Origin of the sequence: Agrobacterium fabrum str. C58 (assembly GCF_000092025.1) — a bacterium.
Lineage (GTDB): Bacteria > Pseudomonadota > Alphaproteobacteria > Rhizobiales > Rhizobiaceae > Agrobacterium > Agrobacterium fabrum.
Genome location: NC_003063.2, coordinates 626,548 through 639,785 on the forward strand (window position 1 = coordinate 626,548; position 13,238 = coordinate 639,785).

General features: G+C 60.0%; 12 protein-coding genes. 3 read left to right on the forward strand and 9 right to left on the reverse strand.

The window, feature by feature from the left end; translation table 11 throughout:
• Window positions 1-118 precede the first annotated feature (118 nt).
• Both ATU_RS16565 and ATU_RS16570 read left to right on the forward strand, forming a co-directional pair.
• On the forward strand, window positions 119-556 hold the full coding sequence (locus ATU_RS16565) for a helix-turn-helix domain-containing protein (RefSeq protein WP_010973154.1): 438 nt from the start codon (window positions 119-121) through the stop codon (window positions 554-556).
• A 94-nt stretch (window positions 557-650) separates the two neighbouring features.
• A complete protein-coding gene (locus tag ATU_RS16570) occupies window positions 651-884 on the forward strand; it encodes a hypothetical protein (RefSeq protein WP_035257293.1) in 234 nt (77 codons plus the stop codon).
• A 202-nt stretch (window positions 885-1,086) separates the two neighbouring features.
• Here ATU_RS16570 and ATU_RS16575 read toward each other — a convergent pair whose 3' ends face one another.
• From ATU_RS16575 to xylF, 3 genes are all read right to left on the reverse strand, one after another.
• Window positions 1,087-1,869, reverse strand: coding sequence for an ATP-binding cassette domain-containing protein (locus ATU_RS16575; protein ID WP_006315597.1), 783 nt, complete (start codon window positions 1,867-1,869; stop codon window positions 1,087-1,089).
• 18 nt (window positions 1,870-1,887) lie between these two features.
• Window positions 1,888-3,201 (reverse strand): sugar ABC transporter permease, encoded by a 1,314-nt coding sequence (locus ATU_RS16580; RefSeq protein WP_006315596.1) that lies wholly within the window; start codon window positions 3,199-3,201, stop codon window positions 1,888-1,890.
• A gap of 80 nt (window positions 3,202-3,281) precedes the next feature.
• Complete coding sequence (xylF, locus tag ATU_RS16585; RefSeq protein WP_010973156.1) at window positions 3,282-4,322, reverse strand: D-xylose ABC transporter substrate-binding protein; 1,041 nt, start codon at window positions 4,320-4,322, stop codon at window positions 3,282-3,284.
• Window positions 4,323-4,566: 244 nt separating this feature from the next.
• Between xylF and ATU_RS16590 the strand changes: the two genes are divergently transcribed.
• Entirely contained in the window at window positions 4,567-5,799 is a 1,233-nt protein-coding gene (locus ATU_RS16590) for an ROK family transcriptional regulator (RefSeq protein WP_035257290.1), read from the forward strand.
• Between the two features lie 19 nt (window positions 5,800-5,818).
• Here the strand turns inward: ATU_RS16590 and ATU_RS16595 are convergent, their stop codons facing one another.
• From ATU_RS16595 to ATU_RS16620, 6 genes are all read right to left on the reverse strand, one after another.
• Entirely contained in the window at window positions 5,819-7,366 is a 1,548-nt protein-coding gene (locus ATU_RS16595; RefSeq protein ID WP_010973158.1) for a glycerol-3-phosphate dehydrogenase, read from the reverse strand.
• Between the two features lie 167 nt (window positions 7,367-7,533).
• A complete protein-coding gene (gene mce / locus ATU_RS16600; protein ID WP_010973159.1) occupies window positions 7,534-7,950 on the reverse strand; it encodes a methylmalonyl-CoA epimerase in 417 nt (138 codons plus the stop codon).
• A 13-nt stretch (window positions 7,951-7,963) separates the two neighbouring features.
• Complete coding sequence (gene scpA, locus ATU_RS16605) at window positions 7,964-10,105, reverse strand: methylmalonyl-CoA mutase (protein ID WP_010973160.1); 2,142 nt, start codon at window positions 10,103-10,105, stop codon at window positions 7,964-7,966.
• 126 nt (window positions 10,106-10,231) lie between these two features.
• A complete protein-coding gene (locus tag ATU_RS16610; RefSeq protein ID WP_010973161.1) occupies window positions 10,232-12,235 on the reverse strand; it encodes an acetyl-CoA carboxylase biotin carboxylase subunit in 2,004 nt (667 codons plus the stop codon).
• Window positions 12,236-12,239: 4 nt separating this feature from the next.
• A complete protein-coding gene (locus ATU_RS16615; RefSeq protein WP_046033658.1) occupies window positions 12,240-12,641 on the reverse strand; it encodes a hypothetical protein in 402 nt (133 codons plus the stop codon).
• A 35-nt stretch (window positions 12,642-12,676) separates the two neighbouring features.
• A complete protein-coding gene (locus tag ATU_RS16620; protein ID WP_006315587.1) occupies window positions 12,677-13,237 on the reverse strand; it encodes an RNA 2'-phosphotransferase in 561 nt (186 codons plus the stop codon).
• Between the last annotated feature and the right edge of the window lies 1 nt (window position 13,238).

A 13,238-nucleotide genomic window follows, 5' to 3' on the forward strand; every position in this document is an offset into this window, starting at 1 on the left:
CCCTGGCGCTTTGTCAATAAAGGTTCACAATACCCGTGGAAATTGTATTGAATGTATACCTTCAACAATATTAATTGACGATCATCGAATTTAATAACCTCAACAGGAGGATTTTGTAATGCAAGCCAAACTACCCAGCCCGATCGATGTCCATGTGGGCACGCAGATCAGAATGCGCCGCAAATCGCTTGGCATGAGCCAGAGTGCGCTGGCCGGGCGATTGGGCATCACTTTCCAGCAGGTCCAGAAGTATGAAAAGGGCGCCAACCGCGTCGGCGCGTCCCGTCTGCAGGCCATTGCGTCGATCCTCGGTGTCGAGGTCAGCTCCCTGTTCGCCAATGCCACGCCCGATGGCGGAGCCGCCAACCCGGCGCTTGGCACGATCAATGCCATGCAGACCTTCGTGGCCTCGAATGAAGGGTTTTCGCTCAATCAGGCCTTTTCGCGCATCAAGAGTGTGGCCGTGCGCAGAAGCATCGTTGCCCTCGTGACATCGCTCGCCGCAAGCGAAACGGCTGAAAATGCCGGCACGCCGACGGACAAAAGCGACGATTGACGCAGGTGTGACGCTCGCGTGACGCTCGATGTGGTCGAAAATGAATAACGCGGGATCAACGCGTTTTCATACTGTCGACTGTCGAGAGGGAACCATGGTGGCGTCTACCACAGCAGTAGTTGAAGAGGACAATGCGGACGAGATTCTGGCGCTCGGGCGGATGGTTTCCTATCTCTGCCAGCGCTCCAAATCTCTGGAACTGGGCATGTCGACCTATTTTCTGGAAATGGCATTGTTATCGCTGGCCCAGGACATCAATCAGCACGGTTTGCCACAGGCCGGCGCAGAGATGAACGGCAGCGGTTTCGCACACGCCGAACTACATTAAAACGACCGCATTTTAAACGACCGCGTCTGCAATTGCGCAGAGCCGCAGACATTTTTCGTCTGCGGTTCCGGCTGGGCTGAAACACACCGGACGCATATATTTTATAATCAACCCCAAGAACTTTTGTTCCTAGCGTTTGTCGAGGCCCGGTTTTTACCGGGCCTCGATTTATATCGGAAGTAAAGACTGCCAAATCCCGTCATCAGGAGACGACCGCGCCCGGACCCGCCACCGCGCCTGCCGGTACCTTGCCCAGAATGATCATACCGAGAACCTCGTCTTTGGTGACATCTTCGGTTCGCGCATGACCGACCACCTTGCCGTTTTTCATGACGAACACCCGGTCGGCAAGATCGAAGACGTCATGGATATCGTGGCTGATGAGGAAGATGCCGATGCCCTGCCGTTTCAGTTCCTTGACGAGATCCCCCACCTGCGCCGTTTCCTGCGGCCCGAGCGCTGCCGTCGGCTCATCCATGATGAGGATACGGGCGTCGAACAGAATAGCGCGGGCAATGGCGACCGACTGGCGCTGACCGCCTGAGAGCGCCTTCACCGGCTCCTTGAATCGCCGGAAATTGGGGTTGAGGCGTCCCATCACCTCGCGAGCCGAGGCTTCCATGGCGACATCGTCAAGCGTGCCCCATTTCGTCTTCAGCTCGCGGCCGAGATAAAGATTGGCCGCCGCATCGACATTATCGGCCACCGCCAGCGTCTGGTAGATGGTTTCGATGCCGTATTTCTTGGCGTCGCGGGGATTGCGGATATCCGCATCCTCGCCATTGATGAGGATTTCGCCCCCATCGCGCCTATATGCGCCGGACAATATCTTGATGAGCGTCGATTTGCCCGCGCCGTTATGGCCGAGAAGGGCTACCACCTCGCCGGGGAAAAGATCGACTGAGGCGTTTTCCACCGCATGGATACCGCCGAAGGAAATGGAAATATTGCGCATTTCCACGAGGGGCGTGACTTGGTCCGTCATTGGAGTTCTCCTCGGTTCTTACTTGGCGCGGGCGCGGTAGATGGTGTCGAGCCAGACGGCGACGACCAGGACCACACCGACGACGATGCGCTGGAAGGGCGTATCGATGCCCACCAGCACCATGCCGGATTGCAGCGATTGCATGACGAGCGCGCCGAGCATCGCGCCCGCTATGGTGCCGACGCCGCCGGCAAGCGAGGTGCCGCCGATGACCGCGGCCGCGATCGTATAAAGTTCGTCGAGTTCACCCTGGGCATTGGTGGCAGCGTTGAGGCGGGCAGTGGAAATTGCCGCGGCGATGGCGCACAGAACGCCCATCAGCGTGAATATCTTCACCGTGACCCAGCGGGTCTTGATGCCGGCCAGTTCCGCCGCTTCCGGGTTGCCGCCGATGGCGAAAACATAACGTCCGAAGCGCAGCCTCGTCGCGATGAAGGTCATGACGGCACCGACTGCGAGCGCCATCAGCACAGGAATGGCAATGCCGTGCGGAATGAACAGGCCGCCATCCGGCCAGGCTATGCCATTGGCATCGGCATAGTTGCGGGCAATGTTGATCGGCCAGGGATAGCTGTTGACGACAGCCACGAAACCGACGACGACGAAGCAGCCAAGCGCCACCAGGAAATATTCCGCCCAGACGGGCCGCAGCGGAAAGCCGAAACGGCGGCGCTGGTGACGGGAATTGAGGATCGCCGCGACAATAGCGACGCAGGCGACGATCGCTGCGATCCAGCTCCATGTCGCGCCGATCGAGCCGCTGGTGCCGCCGCCCATCAGGCGGAAGGTGGAATCCATCGGTGCCACGGTGCGGCCGCTGGTGACGAACCAGGTGCCGCCGCGCCAGACGAGCAGGCCACCAAGTGTTACGATGAAGGACGGCACGTTGAGGAAGGCGATGATCGAGCCCTGCAGCATGCCGATTGCGCCGCCGACGAGAATACCGACCAGAAGCGTGACGATCCATGTCGCCCAATGTTCGAAGCCGAGGATTTGCGGCAGGATTTCCGCCTGCATGACACCCATGATCATGCCGGAAAAGCCGAGGATCGACCCGACCGACAGATCGATGTTGCGGGTAACGATAACAAGCACCATGCCCGTCGCCATCACCGCGACCGAAGCGGTCTGGACGGAGAGGTTCCAGAGGTTTCTCGGCGTCAGGAACAGTCCACCCGAAAGAATATGGAAACCGATCCAGATCAGAAGAAGCGCGCCGACCATGCCAAGCAGCCGCGTATCGAGCTCCGTGGCACTGATGAAACGCGAAATCGAGCCGGTCTTTTCCGTCTTGGGGGACGTCGTGGAATTGGATTGTGTCATGTCGGCCATGGACTGCCGGTCCTCCTTACATCTGAAAGGCGCCGCGCCACCTGTTCGTGACGCGGCGCCCAAACATCAACCTAACGGTCTCAGTTGCAGGCCTTGACTGATCCGGCCTTCACACCCTGGCAGGCCGTTTCCTTCTTGATCCAGCCGGCGTCGATGACAGTGCCGAGATTGTCCTTGGTGATGGCGATCGGCTTGAGGAAGACCGACTGCATCGTGACCTTCTTCGGCCCGCCATCAAAGGCGGTGACGCCCTTGATCTCGGTCATCTTCTTGCCGCCGGCCAATGCAAGCGCGATGCCGGCCGCTTCCTTGCCGAGTTCGCGGCTGTCCTTCCAGACGGATACCGTCTGCGTGCCGAGCGCAACGCGATTGAGCGCGGCGAAGTCAGCGTCCTGACCGGAGACCGGAACCGAACCCGCCATGCCCTGCGCGGCGAGAGCGGCGATTGCACCACCGGCCGTGCCATCGTTCGAGGCGACGACCGCATCGACCTTGTTGTTGTTCTTGGTCAGGAACTGCTCCATGTTCTTCTGGGCATTTTCCGGCTTCCAGCCATCGGTATAGGCTTCGCCGACATTCTTGATCTTGCCCGACGACATGGCGGCCTTCAGCACTTCCTGCTGGCCGGCAAAAAGAAAGTCCGCATTCGGATCGGAAGACGAACCCTTGATGAAGACGTAATTGCCTTCCGGCTTGACCTTGAAGACTTCGGCGGCCTGCAGGCGACCGACTTCCTTGTTGTCGAAGGTGATGTAGAAGGCGTTCTTGTTTTCGATCAGGCGGTCATAACCGACAACCGGAATACCCTCGGCAACGGCCTTTTCAACGGCCGGGCCAATCGCATCGCTGTCCTGCGCCAGGATGATCAGCGCGTTGGCGCCCTGGGAAATCAGTGATTCCACGTCGGTCAGCTGCTTTGCGGCGGACGACTGCGCATCGGCAGAAATATACTTCGCACCGGCCTTGTCGAGCGCTGCCTTGATGGCCGCCTCATCCGTCTTCCAGCGTTCTTCCTGGAAATTTGACCAGGAAACGCCAACGACGAGATCAGCCGCGATGGCAGCGGTGTGCAGGGAAACGAGTACAGCCGTACCCGCCAAAAGCTTGGCAAATGAATTCATGATGTCCTCCCGGTAGGGGCGAAGCCCCGCACCTCCATGCAGGGAAAACGCCCGGAAAAAGCTGTCGGTCTCTGTGGTTTCACAATTTTCTCGACAGTCGAGAAAATTAATGTCAGAGATTCCTCATGCTGTCAACAACGGCTGCGGGCAGCATCCGGGTGCCTTGATCTTGCTCGTGGCATGCGCCATCAGAGGGGATAAGCACGACAGGAAAAAAGGCCGTTCAGGGAGCATGCCCCAGCCCATGTCCGCCATTGCAAGCACGGAACTGGTGCGCCAGAAAAACAGCCTGTCGGTGATGGCAGCATTGCGCCTTTATGGCAGCCTGTCCCACACGGACATGTCGTCCTTCACCGGTCTCGCCTCTGCCACCGTCTCCGTCATCACCACCGATCTGGAACGGACTGGCCTCATCCTGCGTAAGGAACAGATCGCCGCTGCCGGCCGCGGACGGCCGCGCATCCTCTTTGCACCTAACGGCGCCTTCTGCCACGTCGCGATCATCATCATCTCGTCCGACAGCGTGCAATATTCACTGGTCGATTATGCCGGCAAGCTGGTGGACCGTTTCACCGAGCAGAGGATTACGGCTGAAAAAGGCTCGTTCGGCGGCTCGATCCTCTCAGGCCTCGCAAGGCTTGCAGACCGCTCGCGTATCGACCGGCACGATATTCTTCAGGTGTCGATCAGCAGCAAGGGGCTTGTGGACGCGGCAGCGGCGGTGCTCGTCTGGTCTCCGGTGCTCGGCACCGAAAAGATAGATTTCCAGCAATTGATTTCGCAGGGCGGTCGCATCCGCGTGACGCTGAACAACGAAACGCTGCTGGCCGCAAAAGCCATCTGGATGCGAGAGCAGGCAAAAGACGGCCCAAAACCGGAAGCCCTCGTCACCCTGTCGCTCGGCCACAGCATCGGTCTCGGCATTGCCCGCTCCGGAGCCGGCACAATCGAGGTCAGCGCCCCCAATTTCGGCCATATGCTGCACCTCGCCGATGGCGCTTTGTGCCGTTGCGGCACCAGAGGCTGTATCGAGGCCTATTCGGGCTTCTACGCCATCCTACGCTCGGCTTTTGAAGCACCGCCGCAGGCGGAGCCGGCAAAATTCGTACCTGTCGCAGAGGTGGACAAGATCGCCGCTTCAGCCCGCGCCGGCGCGCGCATGGCCCGCTTCGCCTTCCGCACCGCCGGCCTTGCGCTCGGCAACGGCCTTTCGCGCCTGTTCAGCCTGCATGGCCATATGCCGGTCTTCATCACCGGACCCGGCACACGTTATTTCGATCTTCTGGAAAGCGGCCTGCGCGACGGGCTTGCCCAATCGCAGGCCGTCCGTTTCGGCGGCATGCCCAAAATCACCATCGCCGCCAATGAGCCGGAACTGGTGTTCGAGGGCCATATGGAACACGCGCTTTCCGCCGCTGATGACTATATTCTGAGCGCCGAGGGCGCTCAGAAGCCCGTGCGGAATTCGGGAGCCTGAGAGGGCGGGCGGCCGATGTTCAGGCCCTCTGCGCCATGGCTTCCGGCTTTTCCCTGATACCTGTCAGCACAGCCACGAATTCGTCGAGAGCGGCAGCTTCGTCCTTGCTCAAACGCAGGCCCTGTTTCGTGCGGCGCCAGAGAATATCCTCGGCCGAAAAGGCCCATTCATTCTCCACCAGCCAGCGCACTTCACATTCGTAGACGGTGCCGCCGAAATGCCGGCCGAGGCCGGAAATATCGGTGGCAGCGCCGAGCAGGTTCGCTGCTTTCGTGCCGTAGTTTTTGACGAGCCGGTAGGCATGGCGTTCGTCCAGGAAGGGATAACGCGAGAGAAGCGTCTTCACCTGCGCGTCAAATCGTTGAACGCCGAAATCGCCGCCCGGCAGGTGGGAGCCCGCTGTCCATGGCTTGCCTTTTTCGCCGATCGCCGCGCCGATCTTTTCCAGCGCGTGTTCCGCCAGCCGCCGGTAGGTGGTGAGCTTGCCGCCGAAAATATTGAGGAGCGGCGCTTCGCCTTCGGCTTGCTCCACCTTCAGCACGTAATCGCGGGTTGCTTCCTGCGCTTTCGAAGCGCCATCGTCAAAGAGCGGCCGCACGCCGGAATAGGTCCAGACGATATCCTCGGGACGCACCGGCTCGCTGAAATAGTCGCTCGCCGCATTGCAGAGATAGGAGATTTCCTCCTCGGAAATGCGCACCTTGGCCGGATCGCCCTTATAGTCGCGGTCCGTGGTGCCGATCAGCGTAAAATCCTGCTCATAGGGAATGGCGAAGATGATGCGGTTGTCCGGATTCTGGAAGAAATAGGCGCGCGGATCGGAAAACTTCCTGCGCACGATGATGTGGCTACCCTGCACGAGGCGGACATTGTGCACGTCATTGCGGCCGAACACACCTGACAGCACATTGTCCACCCACGGGCCGGCGGCATTGACCAGCATGCGGGCCTTGTGCATGGCCGGCCGGCCGGTTTTTTCGTCCAGCGTCTCGATGAGCCACAGCCTGCCTTCGCGCCGCGCCGAAACAACCCGTGTGCGGTTCATGATCGTCGCGCCACGATCCGCCGCATCGCGTGCATTGAGAACCACGAAACGGGCATCATCCACCCAGCCGTCGGAATATTCGAAAGCCTTGGCGAAAACAGGCTTCAGCGGTTTGCCAGCCGGGTCCTTGCGAAGATCGAGCGTCCGCGTCGGCGGCAAGAGCTTGCGGCCGCCGAGATTGTCATAAAGAAACAGGCCGAGCCGGACCATCCATGATGGACGCACGCCGCCCTTCTGCACGGGCAGGATGAAACGCATGGGCCAGATGACATGCGGCGCCATGGCCCAGAGGATTTCCCGTTCCATCAGCGCCTCGCGTACGAGGCGGAATTCATAATGTTCGAGGTAACGCAAGCCGCCATGGATGAGCTTGGTGGCCGCTGACGAGGTGCCAGAGGCAAAATCGCCCTTTTCCGCAAGCGCCACGGAATACCCCCTGCCCACCGCATCGCGGGCAATGCCGCAGCCATTGATGCCGCCACCGATGACAAAAAGATCGAAAATGTTGTTTTCGCCGGACATGAAGCCTCCGCGACAATGCAAGGGAAAAACCCCTTTATGGAAAGACAATTACATAAAAGCGAAAACAAAACGAATGTCAAAAGAAAATAAACGAACCAGAAAGGCGCAAGTGAAAGCGCCGCCGTGAGCGGTGCCCCACAGGGTCAGTCTCCTAGGAGATTTATGTTTCAGCCGTGTGTCTGCGAAACCTGCTCAAGTTCGTAAAGCACGCCGCCCATATCCTTCGGATGCAGGAAAAGGACTGGATTGCCATGCGCACCGATCTTCGGTTCGCCATCGCCCAGAATACGGACGCCTTTTTTGAGGAGATCATCGCGCGCTACCAGAATATCCGGCACCTCGAAGCAGAGATGATGCGTGCCGCCGCCCGGATTCCGCTCGAGAAAAGCGGCAATCGGCGAATTCTCCCCGAGCGGATGAAGCAGTTCGATCTTGGTATTGTCAGCCGCAATGAACACCACCGTCACGCCGTGTTCCGGCAACGCTTGCGGCTCGGAAACCTGTGCGCCGAGCGCCCTGTATCGCGAAACGGCGGCATCGAGATCAGGCACGGCAAGGGCGACGTGGTTCAATCTTCCGAACATGCTTGCCAACCCCTCACGCATTTCGCCTGATGCCCTCGAGCAGGTCGAGCACCTTGTTGGCCGCGTCCATGACATTGGTGCCGGGGCCGAAAATGGCCGCGACACCGTGGTCGAGCAGGAACTGATAATCCTGACGCGGAATAACGCCACCGACAACGACGATGATATCGTCCGCACCCTTCTGTTTCAGCGCCTCGACCAGCTGCGGCGCAAGCGTCTTGTGACCCGCCGCGAGCGACGACATGCCGACCACATGCACCTTGTTCTGAACGGCGAGCTCGGCCGCCTCTGCCGGCGTCTGGAACAGCGGCCCGGCCAGCACATCGAACCCGATATCGCCGAAGGCGGAGGCAATGACCTTCGCGCCACGATCGTGCCCGTCCTGCCCAAGCTTGGCGACCATGATGCGCGGCTTCTTCCCGATCCTTTCCGCTACGCCGGAGAGCCGGGCGGAGAGCGTGGCAAGCTCCGGTTCATCCTTATAGGCCTCGCCATAGATATCGCTCACCACTTCCGGCACGGCGGCGTGGTCGCCGAAGGCCACACGCAGCGCGTCGGAAATCTCGCCTACAGTGGCGCGGGCACGGGAAGCGACGACGGCGGCTTCGAGAATATTGCCCTTGCCGCTGCGGGCGATTTCGGAAAGCGCCTCCAAAGCGGCGGTCGCTTCCTTGCCGTCGCGGCGGCGGCGCGTCTCCTCGATGCGGCGGATCTGTGCGGCGCGTACGGCGGCATTATCGATATCGAGAACATCGATATCCTCTTCCGTTTCCAACCGGTAACGGTTGACGCCGACGATCACCTCCTCGCCCTTGTCCACAGCCGCCTGCCGGCGTGTCGCCGCTTCCTCGATCAGCCGTTTCGGCAGGCCGTCCGCCACCGCCTTGGTCATGCCGCCAAGCGTCTCGACTTCCTCGATCAGCGCCCAGGCCTTTTCAGCCAGCTCATCGGTCAGGCTTTCGACATAATAGGAACCTGCCAAAGGATCGACGACCTTCGTGACGCCGGTTTCATGCTGGAGGATCAGCTGGGTATTGCGGGCGATGCGGGCGGAAAACTCCGTTGGCAGGGCAATCGCCTCATCGAAGGAATTGGTGTGCAGCGACTGCGTGCCGCCAAGCACGGCGGACATAGCCTCGAAGGCGGTACGGACGATGTTGTTATAGGGGTCCTGCTCCTGCAACGAGACGCCGGAGGTCTGACAATGGGTGCGCAACATCAGCGACGACGCCTTCTGCGGCTTGAACTCCTCCATGATGCGCGACCACAGCAGGCGCGCGGCGCGCAGCTTCGCCGCCTCCATGAAGAAATTCATGCCGATGGCGAAAAAGAACGATAGGCGACCGGCGAAATCATCGACATTCAGCCCCTTGGCGAGGGCCGCCCGCACATATTCCCGGCCATCGGCCAGGGTGAAGGCAAGCTCCTGCACCAGCGTCGCGCCGGCTTCCTGCATGTGATAGCCGGAAATAGAAATGGAGTTGAATTTCGGCATCTCTTTTGCCGTATATTCGATGATGTCGGCGATGATCCGCATCGAGGGTTCGGGCGGATAGATATAGGTGTTGCGGACCATGAACTCTTTCAGGATATCGTTCTGAATGGTGCCGGAAAGCGCAGCGCGCGGAACGCCCTGCTCCTCCCCCGCTACGATGAAATTGGCGAGCACTGGAATGACGGCGCCATTCATGGTCATCGATACCGAGACTTTTTCGAGGGGGATGCCGTCGAACAGGATTTTCATGTCCTCGACGCTGTCGATCGCCACACCCGCCTTGCCGACATCGCCCTCCACGCGCGGATGGTCGCTGTCATAACCGCGATGGGTGGCGAGATCGAAGGCGACGGAAACGCCCTGCTGGCCGGCGGCGAGCGCTTTGCGGTAAAAGGCGTTGGAGGCTTCGGCGGTGGAAAAACCGGCATATTGGCGGATGGTCCAGGGCCGCCCCGCATACATGGTGGCGCGCGGGCCGCGCGTGAAAGGCGCAAAGCCCGGCAGGCTGTTCAGATGCGAAACGTCTTGCAGATCATCAGCGGTGTAGAGCGGCTTGACCTCGATACCTTCAGGTGTGTGCCAGACGAGCGTTTCCGGTGAACGCTTCAGCTCCTGTTCGGCAAGCTGCAGCCAGTCCCGCACCGTTTTTTCACCCGACATGCATCTCTCCCCTTCTGCATTCCATTTCAGCATTATGGCGGGCGATCATGACGAAAATCGAACGATCCACCCACTGCCCGTAAACCGCTGCGGCCCGCATGCGTTCCGAAGAAACGGCGGCCGCCGTCACTCGAATTCGAGGATGACCTCATCCACTGCAAGGCTGTCGCCCGGTTTTGCCGCCACTCTTACAACACGACCACGTTTTTCCGCGCGCAGGATGTTTTCCATCTTCATGGCCTCCACCGTCGCCAGCGCCTGGCCGGCCTCCACCTCCTCACCCTCACCCACCGAAATGCCGGTAATGACGCCCGGCATCGGGCAGAGCAGCAGTTTCGAGGTATCCGGCGGCAGTTTTTCCGGCATCAGCAGTGCCAGTTCCGCCACGCGCGGGCTGCGCACCCGGGCAAGAATATCCATGCCGCGCCAGCGCAGGCGAACCGCTGCGCCGGCAAGATCGACCTTGGCGGCGATGACCTCGCCCGCCACCGTGAAGAGGCCAAGGCTCTGGCCGGGACGCCAGCCGGTATCAATGGTCAAGGCCATTCCGTCTTCAAAACGGACCGCCGTGCCATCCGCAACGGTTTCAACGCTGATCCCGTGGCGGAATGCGCCAAACGAAACCACCCAGTCATGGCCGACGATGCGACGGTGATTGCCGATGGTGCCGGAAATTTCAACCGCGCGGCTCTGCAAGCGTTGATTGACTATGGCGGCAATTGCGGAAAGCTTGCGTGCAGCGGTCTCGTCCGGCTCGATCCCGGAAAAGCCTTCCGGAAATTCTTCCGCGATAAAGCCTGTCGTCAGCCGGCCGGAGCGAAAACGTTCATGTTGCATGACGGCGGACAGGAACGGCAAATTGTGGCCAATACCCTCAACCTCGAAACGATCCAGCGCCTCTCCCATGGCATCGATGGCGGTCTCCCGATCCTTGCCCCAGCTGCACAGCTTGGCGATCATCGGATCGTAATACATCGAGATTTCGCCGCCTTCGAAAACGCCGGTATCATTGCGGATGACGGTGCCACTGTCCTGTGCACCCTCTCCCGGTGGGCGATAACGCGTCAGCCGGCCAATGGAGGGCAGGAAGTTGCGATAGGGGTCTTCGGCATAAAGCCGGCTTTCGATCGCCCAGCCGTTCAGCTTCACATCCCCCTGCGCGAGAGAGAGTTTTTCGCCCGATGCCACACGGATCATCTGCTCGACCAGATCAATGCCGGTGACAAGCTCCGTCACCGGATGTTCCACCTGCAGGCGGGTGTTCATTTCGAGGAAATAGAAATTGCGCTCGCCATCAACGATGAATTCCACCGTGCCAGCCGAATGGTAACCAACCGCTCTCGCCAGCGCCACGGCCTGCTCGCCCATGGCGTGCCGCGTCGCCTCATCCAGAAAGGGCGACGGCGCTTCTTCTATGACCTTCTGGTTGCGGCGCTGGATCGAGCATTCGCGCTCACCGAGATAAAGAATGGTGCCGTGCTTGTCGCCCAACACCTGAATTTCAATATGGCGCGGCTGGGTGACGAATTTTTCGATGAAGATACGGTCATCGCCAAAGGAGGATTTCGCCTCGTTCTTCGAGGACTGGAAGCCTTCCCGCGCCTCGGCTTCGTTGAAGGCGATGCGCATGCCCTTACCGCCGCCGCCGGCAGAGGCCTTGATCATGACGGGATAACCGATCTGCGACGCGATCTTCACCGCCTCATCCGCATCCTCGATCAGCCCCATATGGCCGGGCACGGTGGAAACGCCGGCTTTTGCGGCCAGTTTCTTCGAGGTGATCTTGTCACCCATCGCCTCGATCGCACCAACGGGCGGGCCGATGAATACAACGCCTGCCTTCTCTAGCGCCTGAGCGAAGGCGGCATTTTCAGACAGGAAACCATAACCGGGATGGACCGCATCCGCCCCGGTCTTCTGAATCGCCTCAAGGATTTTATCGATGACTATATAGGACTGCGACGAGGGCGCTGGACCGATATGAACAGCTTCATCCGCCATTTTCACATGCAGCGCATTGGCATCCGCATCCGAATAGACCGCAACGGTGGCGATGCCCATCTTCTTCGCCGTCTTGATCACCCGGCAGGCGATCTCGCCGCGATTGGCGATGAGGATTTTCTTGATCATGCGGTTATTCTCCCCTCGCATCGTCGTCATCGTCGCGGAACTTCTTCTCATAGGGCATCAGCAAGATCGCCGACGCAGCGGCCGCCGCGCCGAACAGGGACGCGATGGGCACGACGACCAGCAGCACGGGCACGAAAGGACTTGCGGCACGGCCGATCCGCGCACCCAAACCGCCAATATCGAGAAATATCAGTGCCGCACCAACGCAGATACCGATCAAAACACCAACCGCTGCATTGAGCGTCATGAAGCACAGCATCTGTCGATGATCTTGCTGCGCGGCCGCCGGTGTCAGCCTGGGTTTCAGATTACGGTTGCCGGATGTCTTACCGGAGCCAGGGCCACGCCGGTGCCGCAGCCAGCGATGCAGCCAATCCATATCGATCTGAAATATGCCGACACCCATTTCGCCTCCCTCCCCCATTATCAAACTTCACGCCGTCACCTGTCGTTTTCCGCTGAGGAATCCGCAGACACGGTCAGATACGAAAATGGCACGGCATCCGTCAGCCAAACGCCGTTATCGGCCAGGTAGAAACGGCAACCATCCGCAAACATCTGACCGGCATCGACAATCAGGACCACAGGCTTTCCATGCCGTTGCCCGACAGCAAGCGCGGTCGTCCGGTCAGCGGAAAGATGAACTTGTTGTCTTTCCCCCGGGCGCAGGCCTTCCCGCAGGATGGGTTCGAGGAAACGGGTCGCCGTACCGTGAAACAATTGCGGCGGCGGCTCGACTGGCGGCTGGCCAAGATCGACCTTCACCGAATGCCCCTGCGCGGCCCGGATGCGGCGACCATCTTCCGACAGCGTGAAGCGCTTCTTGTCACTTTCTGCGACGACTGCACGCAAGCCTGCCTCATCGAGCGGCGTGCCACTCGCATTGGCTTTTGCCAGCAGGTCTGCGACATCCGCCCAACCCTGAGAATCCAGGACAAGGCCAATACTTTCAGGCGCATGGCGCAGAACATAACTCAGGAACTTACTGGTCGCCGTCGACATC

What these genes read in the sequence shown, in the direction of transcription:
- ATU_RS16615 (WP_046033658.1), bottom strand. Translation starts at nt 12,641, where the DNA reads ATGGGTGTCGGCATATTTCAGATCGATATGGATTGGCTGCATCGCTGG.
- mce (WP_010973159.1), bottom strand. Translation starts at nt 7,950, where the DNA reads ATGTTCGGAAGATTGAACCACGTCGCCCTTGCCGTGCCTGATCTCGAT.
- xylF (WP_010973156.1), bottom strand. Translation starts at nt 4,322, where the DNA reads ATGAATTCATTTGCCAAGCTTTTGGCGGGTACGGCTGTACTCGTTTCC.
- ATU_RS16620 (WP_006315587.1), bottom strand. Translation starts at nt 13,237, where the DNA reads ATGTCGACGGCGACCAGTAAGTTCCTGAGTTATGTTCTGCGCCATGCG.
- ATU_RS16575 (WP_006315597.1), bottom strand. Translation starts at nt 1,869, where the DNA reads ATGACGGACCAAGTCACGCCCCTCGTGGAAATGCGCAATATTTCCATT.
- scpA (WP_010973160.1), bottom strand. Translation starts at nt 10,105, where the DNA reads ATGTCGGGTGAAAAAACGGTGCGGGACTGGCTGCAGCTTGCCGAACAG.
- ATU_RS16570 (WP_035257293.1), top strand. Translation starts at nt 651, where the DNA reads ATGGTGGCGTCTACCACAGCAGTAGTTGAAGAGGACAATGCGGACGAG.
- ATU_RS16565 (WP_010973154.1), top strand. Translation starts at nt 119, where the DNA reads ATGCAAGCCAAACTACCCAGCCCGATCGATGTCCATGTGGGCACGCAG.
- ATU_RS16610 (WP_010973161.1), bottom strand. Translation starts at nt 12,235, where the DNA reads ATGATCAAGAAAATCCTCATCGCCAATCGCGGCGAGATCGCCTGCCGG.
- ATU_RS16595 (WP_010973158.1), bottom strand. Translation starts at nt 7,366, where the DNA reads ATGTCCGGCGAAAACAACATTTTCGATCTTTTTGTCATCGGTGGCGGC.
- ATU_RS16590 (WP_035257290.1), top strand. Translation starts at nt 4,567, where the DNA reads ATGTCCGCCATTGCAAGCACGGAACTGGTGCGCCAGAAAAACAGCCTG.
- ATU_RS16580 (WP_006315596.1), bottom strand. Translation starts at nt 3,201, where the DNA reads ATGGCCGACATGACACAATCCAATTCCACGACGTCCCCCAAGACGGAA.